The organism is Streptomyces koelreuteriae (assembly GCF_018604545.1).
GTDB classification, from domain to species: domain Bacteria; phylum Actinomycetota; class Actinomycetes; order Streptomycetales; family Streptomycetaceae; genus Streptomyces; species Streptomyces koelreuteriae.
Window position 1 is genome coordinate 5,706,725 of sequence record NZ_CP075896.1, and the last position, 19,476, is coordinate 5,726,200.

The 19,476-nt window shown below is 71.6% G+C and carries 19 protein-coding genes; 11 read left to right on the forward strand and 8 right to left on the reverse strand.

The annotated features are described in order from the left end of the window. Positions 1-90 precede the first annotated feature (90 nt). A complete protein-coding gene (locus KJK29_RS25725; RefSeq protein WP_215121488.1) occupies positions 91-2,640 on the forward strand; it encodes an immunoglobulin domain-containing protein in 2,550 nt (849 codons plus the stop codon). A gap of 33 nt (positions 2,641-2,673) precedes the next feature. Here the strand turns inward: KJK29_RS25725 and KJK29_RS25730 are convergent, their stop codons facing one another. Both KJK29_RS25730 and KJK29_RS25735 read right to left on the reverse strand, forming a co-directional pair. Further along, on the reverse strand, positions 2,674-4,014 hold the full coding sequence (locus KJK29_RS25730) for an MFS transporter (RefSeq protein ID WP_215121489.1): 1,341 nt from the start codon (positions 4,012-4,014) through the stop codon (positions 2,674-2,676). A 202-nt stretch (positions 4,015-4,216) separates the two neighbouring features. Then, entirely contained in the window at positions 4,217-4,999 is a 783-nt protein-coding gene (locus tag KJK29_RS25735; protein WP_215121490.1) for an IclR family transcriptional regulator, read from the reverse strand. Between the two features lie 88 nt (positions 5,000-5,087). On the opposite strand from KJK29_RS25735, the gene KJK29_RS25740 reads away from it, so the two are divergent. From KJK29_RS25740 to KJK29_RS25780, 9 genes are all read left to right on the forward strand, one after another. Further along, complete coding sequence (locus KJK29_RS25740; protein WP_215121491.1) at positions 5,088-6,041, forward strand: 5-dehydro-4-deoxyglucarate dehydratase; 954 nt, start codon at positions 5,088-5,090, stop codon at positions 6,039-6,041. Then, positions 6,038-7,327 carry a glucarate dehydratase family protein gene (locus KJK29_RS25745; RefSeq protein ID WP_215121492.1) on the forward strand — a complete coding sequence of 430 codons (1,290 nt, stop codon included), beginning with the start codon at positions 6,038-6,040 and terminating at the stop codon, positions 7,325-7,327. The genes KJK29_RS25740 and KJK29_RS25745 overlap by 4 nt, the downstream gene beginning before the upstream one ends. 129 nt (positions 7,328-7,456) lie before the next feature. After that, entirely contained in the window at positions 7,457-8,590 is a 1,134-nt protein-coding gene (locus KJK29_RS25750; protein WP_215121493.1) for a carbohydrate kinase family protein, read from the forward strand. 157 nt (positions 8,591-8,747) lie between these two features. After that, positions 8,748-9,815: a PhoH family protein gene (locus tag KJK29_RS25755; protein ID WP_215121494.1), complete on the forward strand. Its 1,068-nt coding sequence runs from the start codon at positions 8,748-8,750 to the stop codon at positions 9,813-9,815. Positions 9,816-9,829: 14 nt separating this feature from the next. Further along, a complete protein-coding gene (gene ybeY, locus KJK29_RS25760; RefSeq protein ID WP_184592507.1) occupies positions 9,830-10,327 on the forward strand; it encodes an rRNA maturation RNase YbeY in 498 nt (165 codons plus the stop codon). Between the two features lie 8 nt (positions 10,328-10,335). Continuing rightward, positions 10,336-11,640, forward strand: coding sequence for a hemolysin family protein (locus KJK29_RS25765; protein ID WP_215121495.1), 1,305 nt, complete (start codon positions 10,336-10,338; stop codon positions 11,638-11,640). Further along, positions 11,637-11,996, forward strand: coding sequence for an MmcQ/YjbR family DNA-binding protein (locus KJK29_RS25770; protein ID WP_215121496.1), 360 nt, complete (start codon positions 11,637-11,639; stop codon positions 11,994-11,996). The genes KJK29_RS25765 and KJK29_RS25770 overlap by 4 nt, the downstream gene beginning before the upstream one ends. Before the next feature lie 36 nt (positions 11,997-12,032). Continuing rightward, entirely contained in the window at positions 12,033-12,386 is a 354-nt protein-coding gene (locus tag KJK29_RS25775; RefSeq protein WP_215121497.1) for a cytidine deaminase, read from the forward strand. 187 nt (positions 12,387-12,573) lie between these two features. Next, a complete protein-coding gene (locus tag KJK29_RS25780; protein WP_215121498.1) occupies positions 12,574-13,050 on the forward strand; it encodes a hypothetical protein in 477 nt (158 codons plus the stop codon). A 33-nt stretch (positions 13,051-13,083) separates the two neighbouring features. Here the strand turns inward: KJK29_RS25780 and KJK29_RS25785 are convergent, their stop codons facing one another. Both KJK29_RS25785 and KJK29_RS25790 read right to left on the reverse strand, forming a co-directional pair. Further along, positions 13,084-13,422: a P-II family nitrogen regulator gene (locus KJK29_RS25785; RefSeq protein WP_215121499.1), complete on the reverse strand. Its 339-nt coding sequence runs from the start codon at positions 13,420-13,422 to the stop codon at positions 13,084-13,086. After that, positions 13,419-14,729, reverse strand: a complete 1,311-nt coding sequence (locus KJK29_RS25790) for an ammonium transporter (protein WP_215121500.1) — start codon at positions 14,727-14,729, stop codon at positions 13,419-13,421. Before KJK29_RS25790 ends, KJK29_RS25785 begins: the two co-directional genes overlap by 4 nt. A gap of 172 nt (positions 14,730-14,901) precedes the next feature. Between KJK29_RS25790 and era the strand changes: the two genes are divergently transcribed. After that, positions 14,902-15,864, forward strand: a complete 963-nt coding sequence (era, locus tag KJK29_RS25795; RefSeq protein ID WP_189723452.1) for a GTPase Era — start codon at positions 14,902-14,904, stop codon at positions 15,862-15,864. Positions 15,865-15,919: 55 nt separating this feature from the next. Here the strand turns inward: era and KJK29_RS25800 are convergent, their stop codons facing one another. From KJK29_RS25800 to KJK29_RS25815, 4 genes are all read right to left on the reverse strand, one after another. Next, positions 15,920-16,363, reverse strand: a complete 444-nt coding sequence (locus KJK29_RS25800; protein WP_251057938.1) for an ATP-binding protein — start codon at positions 16,361-16,363, stop codon at positions 15,920-15,922. A 158-nt stretch (positions 16,364-16,521) separates the two neighbouring features. Beyond that, positions 16,522-17,853: a GH1 family beta-glucosidase gene (locus KJK29_RS25805; protein WP_215121502.1), complete on the reverse strand. Its 1,332-nt coding sequence runs from the start codon at positions 17,851-17,853 to the stop codon at positions 16,522-16,524. Between the two features lie 58 nt (positions 17,854-17,911). Beyond that, entirely contained in the window at positions 17,912-18,178 is a 267-nt protein-coding gene (locus KJK29_RS25810) for a protealysin inhibitor emfourin (RefSeq protein ID WP_215121503.1), read from the reverse strand. Between the two features lie 20 nt (positions 18,179-18,198). Next, entirely contained in the window at positions 18,199-19,260 is a 1,062-nt protein-coding gene (locus KJK29_RS25815) for a M4 family metallopeptidase (protein WP_215121504.1), read from the reverse strand. Between the last annotated feature and the right edge of the window lie 216 nt (positions 19,261-19,476).

Genomic DNA, 19,476 nt, shown 5'->3' on the forward strand with positions numbered 1-19,476 from the left:
CTGACCCACCGACAGGCCGGGCCCCGGGGCACTCCGGGGCCCGGCCCTCGGCGTCCGTACGGGCCCACCCGACCAAGTGAGGAACTGCTTATGCATCACAGACGCCCGGCGGCGCTGCTCGGCGTCGCCGCCCTGGTGGCCGCCTCGGTCGCCGTGGGCGCCGGCACCGCCGCGCAGGCCGCCGACACCCCGAGGACGGGCCTCGGCAAGAACGGCCAGAGACTCACCGTCTCCGCCTCCGCGAACCTCGACCCGGACGGGGAGACCCTGCGCGTCACCGGTTCCGGCTACGGCACCGACAGGGGCATCTACGTCGCCGTGTGCAAGGACAACGGCGACAACCGCATCCCCACCCCCTGCCTCGGCGGCGCCGACCAGAGCGGCGGCAGCGGGGCCTCGAAGTGGATCGTCCCCAAGGGCGATGCCAACGAGGGCCCGCTCACCGAGACCTTCGGCGACGGCGGCACCTTCGACGTCGAGATCGAGGCCGAGGCGAAGGACGGCGGCCTCGACTGCACCCAGGTCGGCTGCTCGGTCGTCACCCGCGTCGATCACCGGGCCGCGGGCGACCGCTCCCAGGACGTCCGGATCCCGATCACCTTCAAGGGCCAGGAGCCCGGTGGCGGCGACGGCGACGGCGTGGACGTCCCGGCCGGAACCGTCAGTTACACGCGCTCCGCCGAGATCACCACCGTCGGCCGCCCCAACGCCCTTCTGCTGCACCCCGATTCCAAGAAGCTGTACGTCGGCTCCGACAACATCCCCGACACCGCCGACGTCAACGAGGCGGGCCTCTACGTCCTGAACCCCGAGGACGGCAGGCTGCTCAGCCATGTCGCCCAGGCCCCCGGCTCCACCGGCACGATGCAGCCCCGAGCCGTGCAGCGGATCATCGCGCCGCTCGCCGGTGACGGGGTCGTCTTCCAGTACCCGGTGCGCGGCATCGGCACCGCCAAGGACGGCGACACGGCCGCGAAGGGCGTCTGGCCGCCCGGCGGCGCGGTCACCGGGGCCGCTCCGGGCAGCGGCACGGACACCGTCCTGATCTCCCAGGGCGCCACCCTGTCCGAGGTGGAGACCGCCACCGGGGCCGTCAAGCGGACCGTCACCCTCGACGGCGGCGGCGACCTCGCGGCCGACACCGCCCGCAAGACCCTCTGGTCCGCCGAGGCCACCGGCGGCAAACTCCGCCGCATCGACGCCGGGTCTCTCGCCGTGACCGCCGAAGCCGTCCTGCCCGGGGAGATCCTCGCCTTCGTCGAGGTGGACCCCGAGACCGGCAACGTCTGGGTGGGGACGGGCTCTTCGGTCCTCGTCTACGACAAGGACGCCAAGCTCCTGACCACCCTCAAGGGCAAGGACCGGCCCACCGCGGTCGCCTTCGACAAGACCACGGGTGAGGCGTTCCTCCTCCGTGAGGACTACGGCAGCGCGGAGGACGGTGCGGACAACAACGGCGTCCTGGAGGTGTACGACAGCACCACCTTCCAGCAGGCGGCCCTGCCCGTCGCCCTGCCCGGCAGCCTGGCGGGCGGCTTCGGCGGCGTCGCCGTCACCCCGGGTGCCGCCTCCGTCTATCTCACCCACCAGGCGGAGAGTTCGGTCCTCCGGTTCGACCGCCGGGTCTCGCCCAAGGTCACCCAGGCCCCGACCGACCAGACCGTGGCCCCGGGCGACAAGGTCACCTTCGTGGCGGCGGCCGAGGGCACTCCGGGACCGACCGTGCGCTGGCAGGTCAGCACCGACGGCGGCCAGACCTGGTCCGCGATCGAGGGCGCGACACGCACCTCGTACTCCTTCACGGCGCAGGCGGGGCAGAACGGCTACCGGTACCGCGCCGAGTTCAAGAACACCGCCGGCACCACCCGCACCTCCCCGATCACCCTGACAGTGAAGGAGGCCGGGGGCGGTCCCGGGGGCGGCGACGGGGGTGAGGACACCGAGCCGTCCGGCACCAGGACCGTGACCGGTCCGAACGGGCAGAAGCTCACCGTCACCCCGGTCAACCACCTCTCCACCGAGGACCAGACCCTCAAGATCACCGGCTCCGGCTACGACGAGAAGAAGGGCGTCTACGTCGCCCTGTGCGTCGACAACGGCGAGGGCGAACTGCCCACTCCGTGCATCGGCGGCGTCGACATGTCCGGCACCTCGCACTCCTCGGCCTGGATCTCCTCCAACCCGCCGGACTACGGGGAGGAGCTGGCGACCCCGTACGGCAAGGGCGGCACCTTCGAGGTCGAGCTGACGGTGGACGCCAAGGACGAGTACACCGACTGCTTCAAGGCGACCTGTGTCCTGGCCACCCGCGCCGACCACACCCTCTCCGGCGACCGCTCCCAGGACGTCAAGGTCCCGGTGGCCTTCGTCGGCCAGGACCCGGTGGACACCGACGACGGAAACGGCGGGGGTACCGGGGGCGGCACCGGCGGTGGCACCGGAGGCGGTGGTACGGACGGCGGCACCGGCACGACGGGCGGCACCGGCGGTACGAGTGGCGGCACCGGGACGTCGGCCACCGGGTCCTCCGGCAGCCTCGCCTCCACCGGCGTCACCGTCCTGACGGTGGCCGCGCTGGCGGCGGCCCTGGCGGCCACGGGCTGGGTCGTGTACCGACGCGCCCGTGGCTCTCTCGGCTGACCTACAGAGCTACAGAGCTACAGAGCTACAGAGCTACAGGGCTCCGGACCCCGGTGAGGCACCCGCCTGCCGGGGTCCTGCCTTGTCGTAGGCCCGCTGGGTGGGAATCGCCGCGGCCTCCACGGGGATCTCCACGACCGGCTGTTCCGGGGCGCCGATCTCGGGGACCGCGCCGCTGGGCGTGCCCGTGGCGGCGGCTACCAGGGCGGCCGGGTGGCCGCCGCGGCGGCGGATCGCGCCGGGCAGCAGCGGGCGTCCGCCGGTGTGCAGGGCGACGGCGGTCATCGGCACGGCGATGACCAGCAGCCCGGCGGCCAGGATCGCGCCCATGACCGGGAACCCGGCCTGCGCCGACAGCACACTGCCGGTGAGCGGTCCGGCGGCCGTGCCCAGCGAGGACGCCGAGCCGACCAGCACCGCCCAGCGGCCGCGCGGGTCGAGCGAGGCGGCGAGCCCGATCAGATACGACAGCACCACCGGGTACATCGTGTTCCAGGCGATCTCGCCGGTCGCGAAGCTCGTCAGGTCGCTGGAGGAGGCGCTGAGCGTGATGCAGCCGGCGATCAGGACCGTGCCCGCGCCGATGGGCACGGCACGTCCCAGCCGGGCGCCGAGCGCGCCCGCCGCCAGGACGCCGGTCAGGCCTGCGCCCAGGGCCACGGCGAAGACGGCACCGACGGTGGCCTCGCTCAAGTGGGCCTGGTCGAGGCCGATCCGGCCGCTCACGCCCCACAGGGAGTTCTGGGCGAGCGACCAGCACAGCATGGCGGCGGCCAGCACCAGTCCCGAACGGGCGTGCGGCAACCGGGCCTTGTCGTGCCGGGTGGGCGCGGCGGGCACACGGGCGGGGAGACGGCCGGTCAGCGGCCATACGACCAGGGCCGTGAGGGCGATCGCGGCCAGCGGCAGGCCGTGCCCCGGGCCGAGGTGCGGGACCGTCAGATACACGGCACCCGCGAGGGCGGAGACGGTGAGCAGCCCGGCGGTGGAGGCCCGGTGCGGGTCCCGCTGTCCGGCGATGAGGGTGGCGGCGACGGTGGTGGCCGTGCCGGAGCCGAAGCCGCCGAGGACGGCCCCGGCGACGACGGCCGGGACAGTGGTGGTGAGGGCGGCGCCTCCGTAGCCGATCAGGGCCAGGGCGAGTCCGATGCGGGCGAGGGTGCGGGCGCCGATCCGTTCGACCCGTGAGGCCAGGACGAATCCGGCGGCGGCCGAACTCAGCAGCAGCGCACTGCCGACGGCGCCGGCCTGTGTGGCGGAGAGCGGAAGGCCCGAATCGAGCCTGCCGACGGTGGTCGGCAGCAGATACGGAGCGAGGTACCCGGCCGTGAAAAGGGCGACGAGGGACCAGGGAGTGGTGCGGGGGGCGAACACGGGCGTTCCCAGGGCATGCGAAAGGAGCGGGAAGAGGGGGGAGGGGCGACGACCGTCGACGGACAGGAACGCGCGGGCAATTTGTATCAAGCAAGCAGTCGAACGCGTGAACTGAGAGAGCGTGATCTGGATCACGTTGTGTTTGGCGTGGTGAAGCCCGGGTAAACGAGCGCCTTTCGCCAGGTGGCGGCGGGTGTTCCCGCTAGCGCCAGTGCACCGATCCGGGCCCCGCCGGGACCGTCGCCTCGGCCTTCGCCCGGATCTCCCGCATCACGGCGACGATCCTCTCCTCGTGCTCCGGGGTGAGCCGGGCGACCGGGACGGAGCAGCTGATCGCGTCCAGTGCGGGGGAGTCGTAGCGCAGCGCGAATCCGAAGCCGACGATCCCGCTCACGCCCTCCTCCCGGTCCACGGAGTGGCCGCGGGCCCGGACCCGCGCGAGGTCGGCCGCCAGGGACTCCCGGCTCGTGTGCGAGTTCGGGGTCAGCGCCTCGTACGGCCCCTCGGGCAGCTCCTCGTCCGGGCGTTCGGCCAGCAGCGCCTTGCCCAGGGCCCCGGCGTGGGCGGGCAGCCGGCGTCCCACCCGGCTGATCGTGCGCAGGTACTCGTGCGACTCCCGCGTCGCCAGATAGGCCACGTCCCGGCCGTCCAGGCGCCCCATGTGGATGGTCTCGCCGAGCGCCTCGGACGCCTCGTCGAGATGCGGCCGTACGGCCCGCACCCGGGGGTCGGAGTCGAGGTAGCTCGTGCCGGTGAGCAGGGCATGGATGCCGATGCCGTACAGGGAGCCGGTGACGTCGGTGCGGACCCAGCCGTGCGAGATCAGGGTCTGGAGCAGGGCGTACATCGAGCTGCGCGGTACGCCGAGCTCGTCGGCCAGCTCCTGCAGCCGGGCCGGGCGGTCGCCGCGTGCCGCGAGGAGTTCCAGCAGCTCGACCGTGCGCGCCGCGGACTTCACTTCGCGGACGCCCCCTGTGTCTGACATGAGCCGATCGTAATCGGGCGGGCCCGGGCGGTTGACGTTCGCGTATCCAACCGCCATTCTCATATATAGATGACGTCTACATAAGGAGATGACCGTGAGCGCTGGCGCTGGACCGGAAGCGGTCGCGCGGCGGCTGCGGGACGGCATGGCCGGTGGCGTGCTGTCGTTCCCGCTGACGAGCTTCCGCGACGACGGCACCCTCGACCCGGACGGCTTCCGCGCCTACGTCGCGGAGCGGCTCGCCGCCTCGCCCGGCGCCGTCTTCCCCGCCTGCGGCACCGGCGAGTTCTTCTCGCTGGACGAGGAGGAGTACCGGCAGGTCGTCACGATCACCGTCGAGGAGGCGGCGGGCCGCGTCCCCGTCGTGGCCGGTATCGGATACGGCTGGGCGCAGGCCGTGCGGTTCGCGCGCATCGCCGAGGACGCCGGCGCCGACGCGCTCCTCGTGCTGCCGCACTACCTGGTCGCCGCCCCGCAGGACGGCCTGGTCGCCCAGCTCGAACAGATCGCCGCCCGCACCCGGCTGCCGCTGATCGCCTACCAGCGCGGCCAGGTTGCCTTCACCGCCGAGTCACTCAAGCGCATCGCCGCCCTGCCGCACGTCATCGGCCTCAAGGACGGCCACAGCGACCTCGACCGGCTGCAGCGCCTCACCCTCGCCGCCCCCGAGGACTTCCTGTTCTTCAACGGCGCCGCCACCGCCGAGATCCAGGCCCGCGCCTACGCCACCGTCGGCGTCCCCGCCTACTCCTCCGCCGTGCACGCCTTCGCCCCCGAGATCGCCGACGCCTTCTTCGCCGCCCTGCGCGACGGTGACCACGGCACGGTCGACAAGCTGCTGCGCGACTTCTACGTCCCGCTCGTCGAACTGCGCGACCGCGTCCCCGGGTACGCCGTGTCGCTGGTGAAGGCGGCGGCCCGGCTGCGCGGCCACCGGGTCGGGCCGGTCCGCGCCCCGCTCACCGACCCCTCCGACCGCGACCTCGCCGAGCTCTCCGCCCTGCTGAGCACCGGCCTCGACCTCGTAGGAGCCACCCTGTGAACCTCGCCATCACGGACGTACGGCTGACGCCGATCCTGGTCGCCGACCCGCCCCTGCTGAACACGCAGGGCGTGCACCAGCCGTACACGCCCCGGCTGATCGTCGAGGTCGTCACGGCCGACGGGATCACGGGCGTGGGGGAGACCTACGGCGACGCCAAGTACCTGGAGCTGGCCCGTCCCTTCGCCGAGCGGCTGAAGGGGCACCAGGTCAGCGATCTGAACGGCCTGTTCACCCTCGCGGACCAGGTCGCCGTCGACCGCTCCCGGGTCGAGAACGCCGTCGACGTCGGCGGGCTGCGCGGCGTCCAGACCGCCGACAAGCTGCGGCTGTCCGTCGTCTCCGCCTTCGAGGTCGCCTGCCTCGACGCCCTCGGCAAGGCCCTCGGACTGCCCGTGCACGCGCTGCTCGGCGGCAAGGTGCGCGACGCCGTCGAGTACAGCGCCTACCTGTTCTACAAGTGGGCCGACCACCCGGAGGGCATCCCGGCCGAGAAGGACGACTGGGGCGCCGCGATCGACCCGGCCGGGGTGGTGGAACAGGCCCGGCGGTTCAAGGAGCGCTACGGCTTCACCTCCTTCAAGCTCAAGGGCGGCGTCTTCCCGCCCGCCGAGGAGATCGCCGCCGTACGGGCGCTGGCCGAGGCGTTCCCCGGGCATCCGCTGCGGCTCGACCCCAACGGCGCCTGGTCCGTCGAGACGTCGGTCGAGGTGGCCCGGGAACTCGGGGAGGTCCTGGAGTACCTGGAGGACCCCGCGCTCGGCACGCCCGCCATGGCCGAGGTCGCCGAGCGGACCGGGGTGCCGCTCGCCACCAACATGTGTGTGACGACCTTCGCCGAGATCAAGGAGGCGTTCACCAAGGGCGCCGTGCAGGTCGTCCTCTCCGACCACCACTACTGGGGCGGCCTGCGCAACACCCAGCAGCTCGCCGCCGTCTGCCGCACCTTCGGCGTCGGCGTGTCCATGCACTCCAACACCCACCTGGGCATCTCGCTCGCCGCGATGACCCATGTCGCGGCCACCGTCCCGAACCTCCACCACGCCTGCGACTCCCACTACCCCTGGCAGTCGGAGGACGTCCTCACCGAGCGGCTCACCTTCGAGGGCGGCAAGGTCGCGGTGTCGGACGCGCCCGGCCTCGGCGTGGAACTCGACCGCGAGCGCCTCGCCGAACTGCACCGGCGCTGGCTGGACGACGACGGAGCGCTGCGCGACCGCGACGACGCGGCGGCCATGCGGATCGCCGACCCGGAGTGGGTGACGCCCTCGATGCCCCGCTGGTAGGGCAGGGCGCAAGGGGCGCGCGGGCCTCGGCGTGAGCTGACGGAACGGGTGGGTCCGGCGTGATCGGCGTCACGTTGTCGGTGGTGTGGTGCAGACTGGCCTGATCCGCACCACGTCAGGGAGCGCACCGTGATCGCGTCCACCGCCCCGGCCGGAAAGGGCCCGAGAAAGGGATCGCACCGCCAGACCCAGGTCGATCCCCTCGCCCCGCTGCGCATGCCGGACGACCCGCCCTGGGACGTCTATCTCACCGGCACCGTCTTCCTCGACATCATCTTCACCGGGCTCGACTCCGCCCCGGTGCGCGGGACCGAGTCCTGGGCACGCGGGATGGGGTCGAGCCCCGGCGGCGTCGCCAACATGGCCACCGCCCTGTCCCGCCTCGGCCTGCGCACGTCCCTCGCGGCGGCCTTCGGCGACGACCACTACGGCGACTACTGCTGGGACGCCCTGGAGCACGGCGAGGGCATCGACCTCTCCCCGTCGCGCACGGTGCCCGGCTGGCACTCCCCGGTGACCGTCTCCATGGCCTACGAGGGAGAGCGCACGATGGTCTCGCACGGCCATGAGCCGCCCCCGGAGGAACCGGCCCCCGAGTGCCCGCCCCGCGCCCGTGCCGCCGTCGCCTCCCTCGCCCCGGGCGTGAGCGCGCCCTGGATCGCCCAGGCCGCGAGCAAGGGCACCCGGGTCTTCGGCGACGTCGGCTGGGACGACACCGGCGCGTGGGACCTGGCGGCCCTGCCCGACCTGCGGCACTGCGAGGCCTTCCTGCCGAACGCGCAGGAGGCCATGCGCTACACGGGCGCCGACTGCCCCCGGGCCGCCGCGCACGCCCTGACCGAGTACGTGCCCCTCGCGGTGGTCACCCTCGGGGCGGACGGCGCGTACGCGGTGGACCGGCGTACGGGCGAGACCGCCGAGGTCCCGGCCATCGAGGTCGAGGCCCTCGACCCGACCGGGGCCGGGGACGTGTTCGTCGCCGGGTTCGTGACCGCGACGCTGGCGGACTGGCCGCTCGCGGACCGGCTGGCCTTCGCCGGGCTCACCGCGGCGCTGTCGGTGCAGGAGTTCGGCGGGTCGCTGTCGGCGCCGGGGTGGTCGGAGATCGCGGGGTGGTGGCGGAAGGTGCAGTCGGTCCAGGGACAGTCGGCGACGGCGTTGCGGCGGTACGGGTTCCTCGCGGGGCTGGTGCCGGAGAAGTTGGTCAGGCCCTGGCCGTTGCGGCGTGCCGTGCCGACGATCGGGTTCCGGCGCTCGGCGTGAGCGAGCCGAGGCGAGCGGCGCAGGCGCCCCCGTTTCCCACCCCACACCTAAAAGCCCTACGGCGTTGTCAGTCCCCCGTCGTACCCTTGGAATCGCGAGGCCGCCCTCAGCTACGCGGCCGTGACGAGGAGGAACCGCAGGCCTTCAGCGCCGGCCCATGACTCAATCATCGACAGCTCACACCCCCGCGCAGGAGCAGGCGAGAGCGCAGCTCACCGTCCCCGCCCAGCACCCCATGGTGACCGTGCTGGGGTCCGGCGACAGCCTCCTGCGCGTGATCGAGAAGGCCTTCCCGGCGGCCGACATCCATGTCCGGGGCAATGAGATCAGCGCGACCGGCGACCCGGCGGACGTCGCCCTCATTTCGCGCGTGTTCGACGAGATGATGCTCGTGCTCCGCACCGGGCAGCCGATGACGGAGGACGCAGTGGAACGCTCGATCGCCATGCTCAAGGCGAGCGAGAACGGGGAGAGCGACGGCCAGGAGACCCCGGCCGAGGTGCTCACACAGAACATCCTGTCCTCGCGGGGCCGCACGATCCGGCCCAAGACGCTCAACCAGAAGCGCTACGTGGACGCGATCGACAAGCACACCATCGTCTTCGGCATCGGCCCCGCCGGCACCGGCAAGACGTACCTGGCGATGGCCAAGGCGGTGCAGGCCCTGCAGTCCAAGCAGGTCAACCGCATCATCCTGACCCGCCCGGCGGTCGAGGCCGGAGAGCGCCTCGGCTTCCTGCCCGGCACGCTCTACGAGAAGATCGACCCGTATCTGCGCCCGCTCTACGACGCGCTGCACGACATGCTCGACCCGGACTCCATCCCCCGGCTGATGGCGGCGGGGACCATCGAGGTCGCGCCGCTGGCGTACATGCGCGGCCGGACGCTCAACGACGCCTTCATCATCCTCGACGAGGCCCAGAACACCTCGCCCGAGCAGATGAAGATGTTCCTCACCCGCCTCGGCTTCGACTCGAAGATCGTGATCACGGGTGACGTGACGCAGGTCGACCTGCCGGACGGCACCAAGAGCGGTCTGCGGCAGGTGCAGGACATCCTGGAGGGCCTGGACGACGTCCACTTCTCCCGGCTGTCGTCGCAGGACGTGGTCCGGCACAAGCTGGTGGGCCGTATCGTCGACGCGTACGAGCAGTACGACACCAAGCACGGCACCCAGAACGGCGGGCACAAGAGCCGCGGCAAGTCCGTGCACAAGGGGAAGTAGACAAGCACAACACCATGTCGATCGACGTCAACAACGAGTCCGGCACCGAGGTCGACGAGCAGGCGATCCTCGACATCGCCCGCTACGCGCTCGCGCGGATGCGCATCCACCCGCTCTCCGAGCTCTCGGTCATCGTCGTGGACGCCGACGCCATGGAGCAGCTCCACATCCAGTGGATGGACCTCCCCGGCCCCACGGATGTCATGTCCTTCCCGATGGACGAGCTGCGCCCGCCCTCCAAGGACGAGGACGAACCGCCGCAGGGGCTCCTCGGCGACATCGTGCTCTGCCCCGAGGTCGCCACCAAGCAGGGCGCCGAGGCCGACACGCAGCACTCCATGGACGAGGAGCTCCAGTTGCTCACCGTCCACGGGGTGCTGCACCTGCTGGGCTACGACCACGAGGAGCCGGACGAGAAGGCCGAGATGTTCGGCCTCCAGGCGGCCATCGTGGACGGCTGGCGCTCGGAGCGGGGCCTGACCGGGCCCTCCCCGGCACCGACGGTCTCGTAGCGCCGCCGATGAATCCGCAACTCGCCCTGGGCGCCATCGCCCTGGTCGTCGTGGCCTGGCTCGCCGCCTGCGCGGAGGCGGGCCTCGCGCGCGTCTCCAGCTTCCGCGCCGAGGAGGCCGTCCGCTCCGGCCGCCGCGGCAGCGCCAAGCTCTCCCAGGTCGCCGCCGACCCGACCCGCTATCTGAACGTGGCGCTGCTGGTGCGCGTCGCCTGCGAGATGGCCGCCGCCGCACTGATCACCTACGGCTGCCTGATGGAGTTCGACAACACCACCGAGGCCCTCCTGGTCGCCATCGCGGTCATGGTCCTCGTGTCGTACGTCGCCGTCGGCGTCTCCCCGCGCACCATCGGCCGCCAGCACCCGCTCAACACCGCGACGCTCTCCGCGTACGTCCTGGTGCCCCTGGCCAGGATCATGGGCCCCGTCCCGTCGCTGCTGATCCTCATCGGCAACGCGCTCACCCCCGGCAAGGGCTTCCGCCGCGGCCCCTTCGCCTCCGAGGCGGAGCTGCGCGCGCTGGTCGACCTCGCCGAGAAGGAGTCCCTCATCGAGGACGAGGAGCGCCGCATGGTGCACTCGGTCTTCGAACTGGGCGACACCCTGGTGCGGGAGGTCATGGTCCCGCGCACGGACCTGGTGGTCATCGAGCGGTTCAAGACCATCCGCCAGGCCCTCACCCTCGCCCTGCGCTCCGGCTTCTCCCGCATCCCGGTGACCGGCGAGAGCGAGGACGACATCGTCGGCATCGTGTATCTGAAGGACCTGGTCCGCAAGACGCACATCAGCCGCGAGGCGGAGTCCGAGCAGGTGTCCACGGCGATGCGCCCGGCGTTCTTCGTGCCGGACACCAAGAACGCGGGCGACCTGCTGCGCGAGATGCAGAAGGAGCGCAACCACGTCGCCGTCGCCGTCGACGAGTACGGCGGCACCGCCGGCATCGTCACCATCGAGGACATCCTCGAGGAGATCGTCGGCGAGATCACCGACGAGTACGACCGCGAGCTGCCGCCGGTGGAGGACCTCGGCAAGGACCGCTTCCGGGTCACCGCCCGGCTCGACATCGGCGACCTGGGCGACCTCTACGGCCTGGAGGAGTTCGACGACGAGGACGTGGAGACGGTCGGCGGTCTGCTGGCGAAGGCACTGGGCCGGGTCCCCATCGCGGGCGCGTCGTCCGTGGTCGGCCTGCCCGACGGCCGGGAACTGCGGCTGACGGCGGAGGCCGCGGCCGGACGCCGCAACAAGATCGTGACGGTGCTCGCGGAGCCGGTGGAGCCCGCGGACGCCGCCCGGGAGGAGCAGCCGGAATGACCCCGCAGGAGCTGCGCGCGTTCTGCCTGTCCTTCAACGCGGCGGTGGAGGACTTCCCCTTCAGCCCGGAGATCTCGGTCTTCAAGGTCCAGGGCAAGCTGTTCGCCCTGTCGCATCTCGACGTGCGGCCGCTGAAGGTCAACCTCAAGTGCGACCCGGACGACGCGATCCGGCTGCGCCGCGAGCATGAGGGCCTGATCGTCCCCGGCTGGCACATGAACAAGCGCCACTGGAACACCGTCACGGCCGACGGCGGACTCCCGGACCGGCTGGTCCGGGAGCTCGTCGAGGACTCCTACGACCTCGTGGTCGCGGGCCTGCCGCGGGCGGAGCGCCTGCGCCTCGACCGGCCCTGAGACCGGGCCGGGGCGGTCGCTCCGTATGCTCGGATCATGACCGACAGCAGCGCGCTCGACCCCGAGGACCGCAAGATCGTCACCCTGGCCCGCTCCGCGCGGGCCCGCAACGGCGTGCCCGAGGGGGCGGCCGTACGGGACGAGACCGGACGTACGTATGTCGCGGGGACCGTGGCCCTCGACTCCCTGAAGCTCAGCGCCCTGCAGACGGCGGTGGCGATGGCGGTGGCCTCGGGCGCTACGTCCCTGGAGGCGGCGGCGGTCGTGACGGAGGCGGAGTCGCCGTCGGCCGAGGACCGGGCGGCGGTACGGGATCTCGGCGGGGCGCAGACGCCGGTGTTGGTGGCCGGGCCCGACGGGACGGTCAGGGCCACCGTGACCGCCGGTTGACGGGTTGGCCGAACTTCGCTGTAACCGGCGGTAATTAGGCCAGTTTTCAACCTTGCCGCCGCCTGCCCCACACGCATCAATGGAACCGTCAGTTCCGACGGACCGTCAGGTTCGACTCTCGGCAGTGTGTCCGCATCCATGTGCCGAGCGGTCCACCCCCCCCCCACGGAAACGGAGCCGGAATCCCATGAGATGCAAGCGAATCGGAGCAGGTGCGGCACTGGCGGCCGGGGCCCTCGCGGTCACCGGACTCGCCTTCGCCCCCGCGGCCCTCGCCGTCACCCCCCAGACGGCGACGATCAGCGCGGACTGCGGCACCTTCGGCAGTGGCGAGGCCACGCTCACGGCCACGCAGAACGGCACCGCCGCCACCGTCACCGTCAAGTCCTCGGCGATCACCGCGCCGATCGCCCTGGGCGCGGACTCGATCACGTCCTCGCTCACCCTGGTGAAGTCCGGCGGCGGCACCGTCGCCTTCACCGGCACCGAGAACCCGGCGATGGCCGCCGGCGCACCCGTCGAGGTCGGCCCCCTCAGCGGCACCGTGGCCTCAGGCGACAGCCTGGAGGCCTTCGGCGGCTCGCTGAAGATGACCGTCTTCGGCATCACCATCACCTGCACGGCGACCGGGCCGCAGTCGCCGGGCCCGTTCGTGTTCGACTGAGGGTCCTGAGATCGAAGCGGCGCGGCCCCGGTGTCAGAGCGCGTCGGGGCCGCGCTCGCCCGTCCGCACCCGTACGACGGTGTCGACGGGCAGCGCCCACACCTTCCCGTCGCCGATCTTGCCGGTGTGCGCGGCCCTGACGACCGCGTCGATGACGGCCTCGGCGTCCGCGTCCTCGACGACGACCTCGATACGGACCTTCGGCACCAGGTCGACCTGGTACTCGGCGCCGCGGTACACCTCGGTGTGGCCGCGCTGCCGGCCGTAGCCGCTGGCCTCGGTCACGGTCAGGCCGTGCACGCCGAGCTCCTGCAGGGCGTTCTTGACCTCGTCGAGGCGGTACGGCTTGACGATCGCGGTGATGAGCTTCATGCCTGGGGGGTGACCTTCTGGGCGTGGGGGACGACGGAGGAGGAGACCGGGGCGCCGTGGCCCAGGACCCCGTGATCGTAGGCGGTCTCGGCGTGCACCGTAAGGTCCAAGCCGGTCTGCTCCTGCTCCTCGCTCGCGCGGAAGCCCAGGGTGACATCGATCAGCTTGCCGATGCCGTACGTCACGGCGAAGGCGTACACCGCCACCACGACCACGGCCACCACCTGCTTGCCCAGCTGGGCGAGGCCGCCGCCGTAGAGGAGGCCCTCCGCGCCGCCGGTCATCGAGTCGACCGCGAAGACGCCGATGAGGAGCGTGCCGATGACACCGCCGACCAGGTGGACACCGACGACGTCCAGGGAGTCGTCGTAGTTCAGCTTGAACTTCCAGCTCACGGCGTACGAGCAGACGGCGCCGGCGGTGAGGCCGACGACCAGGGCGCCGAGCAGGGAGACCGAACCGCAGGACGGGGTGATCGCGACCAGGCCGGCGACCGCGCCGGACGCCGCGCCCAGGGTGGTGGGGTGGCCGTCGCGCTTCTGCTCGACGAAGAGCCAGCCGAGCAGGCCGGTGCAGCCCGCGGCGAGGGTGTTGAGGAAGGCCGCGGCCGCGAGGCCGTTGGCGCCGAGGGCGGACCCGGCGTTGAAGCCGAACCAGCCGAACCAGAGCAGACCCGCGCCCAGCATCACCATGGGCAGGTTGTGCGGGCGCATGGAGTCCTTCTTGAAGCCCATGCGCGGGCCGAGGACCAGGCACAGCGCGAGCCCCGAGGCGCCGGAGACGATCTCGACGGGCAGCCCGCCCGCGAAGTCGAGGGCGCCGAGCTTCTCCAGGATCCAGCCACCCGGGCCCCACACCCAGTGCGCGACCGGAACGTATACGAGCAGCGCCCACACCGGCACGAACACCAGCCACGCCCCGAACTTCGCCCGGTCCGCGACCGCGCCGCTGACCAGGGCGGCCGTGATGATCGCGAAGGTGAGCTGGAAGGTGGCGAAGAGGAGCGTGGGGACGGTCCCCTGGACACTGTCCGGGCCGATGCCGCTCATGCCGATGTGGTCGAGGCCGCCGATGAGACCGCCCCCGGCGTCCTCGCCGAAGGTGAGGGAGAACCCGGCCGCCAGCCAGACCACCGTCACCAGGGCGATCGACACGAAGCTCATCATCAGCATGTTGAGCACGCTCTTCGTGCGGACCATGCCGCCGTAGAAGAGGGCCAGTCCGGGAGTCATCAGCAGGACGAGGGCGGTGGCGGCGAGCAGCCAGGCGGTGTCGCCGGTGTCGGCGCTTGCGGCGGCCAGGGACACGGTGTCTCCAACGGGGTGGGGCTCCGGGGGTTCGTCAGAGGTTCACCGGCATCCGTTTCGGGTTGCGTACGGGTGTGTTTCCGTGACGTTTCGTTGCGTGAGGGTTTCCTGGAGCTCACCGGCCGGGCGGCGTTCGGGCGCCTGTGCGGCGGGGCTCTGTGGATCAGGGAGAATGGGCGCCATGAGCGTTCGTACCCAGTCATCCGAAGAGCCGGCCGAAGCTGTCCACAGGGCTGGCTTCGCCTGCTTCGTGGGCCGTCCCAACGCGGGCAAGTCCACCCTCACGAATGCTCTGGTCGGCCAGAAGGTGGCGATCACGGCGAATCAGCCGCAGACGACGCGGCACACCGTGCGGGGCATCGTGCACCGCCCGGACGCGCAGTTGATCCTGGTCGACACCCCGGGTCTGCACAAGCCGCGCACGCTGCTGGGCGAGCGGCTGAACGACGTCGTGCGCACGACGTGGGCCGAGGTCGACGTGATCGGCTTCTGCCTGCCGGCGAACGAGAAGCTCGGCCCCGGCGACCGCTTCATCGCGAAGGAACTGGCGTCCATCAAGAAGACGCCGAAGATCGCGATCGTCACGAAGACCGACCTGGTGGACGGCAAGACGCTCGCCGAGCAGCTCATCGCGATCGACCAGCTCGGCAAGGAGCTCGGTTTCGAGTGGGCGGAGATCGTCCCGGTGTCGGCGGTCGGGGACAAGCAGGTGAACCTGCTGGCCGACCTGATCGTGCCGCTCCTGCCGGAGGGCCCGGCGCTCTACCCCGAGGGCGATCTGACCGACGAGCCCGAGCAGGTCATGATCGCGGAGCTGATCCGGGAGGCCGCGCTGGAGGGCGTCCGCGACGAGCTGCCGCACTCCATCGCCGTGGTCGTCGAGGAGATGCTCCCCCGCGAGGACCGCCCCGCCGACAAGCCCCTCCTCGACATCCACGCCTTCGTCTACATCGAGCGCCCCAGCCAGAAGGGCATCATCATCGGCCCCAAGGGCAAGCGCCTGAAGGACGTCGGCATCAAGTCCCGCAAGCAGATCGAGGCCCTGCTGGGCACGCCGGTCTTCCTGGACCTCCATGTGAAGGTCGCGAAGGACTGGCAGCGGGATCCGCGGCAGTTGCGCAAGCTGGGGTTCTGAGGCTCGTTACGACGGCCTCGCCAGGCTCGCCACTACGGTGTCGCCAGGCTCGTCACTACGGCGTCGCCAGGCTCGCCCACACCGCGTTGCCGCCGGTGAGGGTCGAGCGGGTGATGCCCCAGCTCTCCGCTATCTCCCGGACGAGCAGCAGGCCGCGGCCGTTCTCGTCGTCGAGGCCGGGGCTGCGGTCGGGGATGCCGCGGCCCGAGAGGTCGCCGTCGTGCACCTCCAGCCGGAAGCGCTCGTCGGGCAGCAGCCCGACACCGCACAGGATCCGCGCGCTGAGCGTGTGCAGCACGGCGTTGGTCACCAGCTCGGACACGAGCAGGACGGCGTTCGCGCACACCTCGTCGGGTGCCTGCCACGACTCCAGCCGCGCCCGCAGGGCATGACGGGCGCTTCTGACGCTGGTCCGGTGCGGCGGCAGCTCCAGCCAGTGGGTGCGGCCCGGGCGCACCGCGTCAAGGAACCGGGGGATGGACGTCGTGTGGGGGGACACGGCAGTCGCCTTCCGTGGGGGGTGGGAAGGGGCGAGGCGGACAACGGACCGGCCGGGAGTGGGGAGTGGGGTTCCGACTCTGGTCGCGCAAGTAATCATGCTCGCAGAGCAGTTCACCCTGCAACCATCCCCGGCCCGGCCCGTGGCCGGCGTGGGCGTCAGGCCGTGGCGCCCGTGGCGTCCTGCGCCTTCAGCAGCTCCCGGTACCAGCGGTACGACGACTTCGGGGTCCGCTCCTGGGTCTCGAAGTCGACATGGACCAGGCCGAAGCGGCGCGCGTAGCCCTCCGCCCACTCGAAGTTGTCGAGCAGGGACCAGACGAAGTAGCCGCGCACATCGACGCCCGCCTCCAGCGCCCGGTGCAGCGCCCGGACATGGCCGTCCAGGTAGGCGATGCGGTCCTGGTCGTCGACGCCCGGGTAGGAGCAGCCGTTCTCGGTGATGACGACGGGCGGGAGCCGGTCGCCGTAGCGCTCGCGGAAGCCGGTGAGGAGTTCGGTGAGGCCCTCGGGTACGACCGGCCAGCCGAAGTCCGTGACCGGGTGGCCCTCGATCTCGCGGACGGAGAAGGGCAGTTCGGCGGGCATGGAGACGCCGCCGAACTCGATCTCCGTGCCCTGCGGGGCGCCCACCCGGGTCGGCGCGTAGTAGTTGACGCCGTACCAGTCGAGCGGCTCGGCGATCACCTTCAGGTCGGCCTCGACGTCCCCGGGCATCAGCTCGCCGATGCCGTCCGGGTAGCGGCCCAGCAGCAGCGGGTCCGCGAAGAGGCGGTTCAGCAGCAGGTCGTAGAAATCGGCCGCCTCCACGTCCGCCGCCTCGGTCGACGCCGCCCAGGTCGGGCCGTGCGAGTTGGCGACGCCGATGTCCGTGGCGCCCGAGGCGCGCAGGGCCCGGACGGCCAGGCCGTGGGCCAGCAGCTGGTGATGGGCGACCGGCAGCGCGTCGAACAGCAGCTTCCGGCCCGGTGCGTGCACGCCCAGGGCGTGGCCCAGCAGGGTGTGCTCGGCGGGCTCGTTCAGGGTGATCCACTTGGTCACCCGGTCACCGAGGCGCTCGGCGACCAGCGACACGTACTCGGCGAAGCGCGCGGCCGTGTCCCGCTCCAGCCAGTCCAGGTCCGCCGGCAGGTCCCAGTGGAAGAGGGTCGGCACCGGGCGGACGCCCGCCGCGCACAGGTCGTCGACCAGCCGGTCGTAGAAGTCCAGGCCCTTCTCGGAGCGCACCCGCGGCCAGGAGACGGAGAAGCGGTAGGCGTTCACGCCGAGGTCCGCCAGCAGCGCCACGTCCTCGCGGTGGCGGTGGACATGGTCGCAGGCCACCGCCGCCGTCGAGCCGTCCTTGATCCGCCCCGGCTCGGCCGTGAAGGCGTCCCACACGGACGGCTCGCGCGCGTCCACCGCGCCCTCGATCTGGTGCGCCGAGGTCGACACGCCCCAGAGGAAACCGGCCGGGAAACGGGGGATCGGATTGCCTGCGTCAGTCGCCATGCGCTGGATCATCCGTACCGGTGGTAACGGAAGTCAACAGGCCGCCGCCCAGGACCTGTTACGCCCCTTCCTTCAGCACCCGAGAGATCAGCTTGCGCTGCTCGTCCGTCAGCCGGGGGTCGGAGCAGTAGACCGTCCGGTCGTCCACCGTGAGCTGGTAGCTGAAACCGTCCGGCACCCCGATCGGCGGAGTGCCCCGGCCGGCGGCCACCGCCTGCTCGGCCAGGGCGTGCCACTCGGCGGCATCGGGGCGGCCCGAGGTGTCCACCTCGGCATGCCGCTCGATACCCGCGAACCCGCCTGTGCGCCTCACCTGAATCCGCATGGCACCTGTCTAGTACGGAACTACAGGGTCCGCACCCCGACCTGCTCCCAGGCCTTCGACACGGCGTCCAGCTCCTCCCCGTCGCCGAAGCGCTCCCGGGCGGCCTTGACGGTGAGCGTGGCGAAGTCGGTGAACATCGCCTGCTCCTTCAGCTCGCCGCCGGTCAGCACGTCGTACCAGACCTGTCCCGCGCGCTCCCAGGCATGGCCGCCGAGGGCCGTGGCCGCGAGGTAGAAGGCGTGGTTGGGGATGCCCGAGTTGATGTGGACACCGCCGTTGTCGCGGCCGGTGCGGACGAAGTCGTCCATGGTCGCGGGCTGCGGGTCCTTGCCGAGGACATCGTCGTCGTACGCCGTGCCCGGCTCCTTCATGGAGCGCAGCGCCACGCCCGTCACCCGCGGGGCGAGCAGGCCCGCGCCGATCAGCCAGTCGGCCTCGGCGGCGGTCTGGCCGAGTGTGTACTGCTTGATCAGCGCGCCGAAGACGTCCGACACGGACTCGTTCAGCGCGCCCGGCTGGCCGAAGTAGGTGAGGTTCGCGGTGTACTGCGTGACGCCGTGGACGAGCTCGTGGCCGATGACGTCGATCGGGATGGTGAAGTCGAGGAAGATCTCCCCGTCGCCGTCCCCGAAGACCATCTGCTCGCCGTTCCAGAAGGCGTTGTTGTAGTCGCGGTCGTAGTGCACCGTCGCGTTCAGCGGCAGGCCGTTCCCGTCGATCGAGTCGCGCTGGTACGCCGTGAGGAGCAGCTCGAAGGTGGCGCCGAGGCCGGCGTAGGCGCGGTTGACCGTGGCGTCCTTGCCGGGCTTGTCGCCCTCGCCGCGGACCTTGTGGCCGGGCAGGTCGGTGCCGTGCCGGGCGTCGTGGATCGTGCGCTGCGGCTTGCCGTCGGCGACCGAGGCGACGGCGCTCGCGCCGAGGACCGTGGTGAGGCGGCGCTGGGTGCGCTCGAAGGCGTCGCGCTGCAGGGTCCGGCGGGCCGGTCCGGCCAGCGCGGGGTCCTCGGCCTGGGAGAGCTTGTCGAGGACATGGGGCGGAACGATGGTGCAGAAGACGGGCTCGAAGCCCCCGTGGTTGGTCATGCCCCGCACCATTGCACTGGGTGATTATTTTGTCACCAGGTGCAACCATGATTGGTGAAATGTGGGGATGCAGGCGCCATAGGCGGTTGCGCTGTGTTACGGGCGCGGGCCGAATGTGGCTGATCGCGCAGTTCCCCGCGCCCCTTTCGGGGCGCTGCAGTCCCGCATACTGATACGGAACCCCTCGTCCGGAGAGGCTCGGCTAGCATGCTGCGC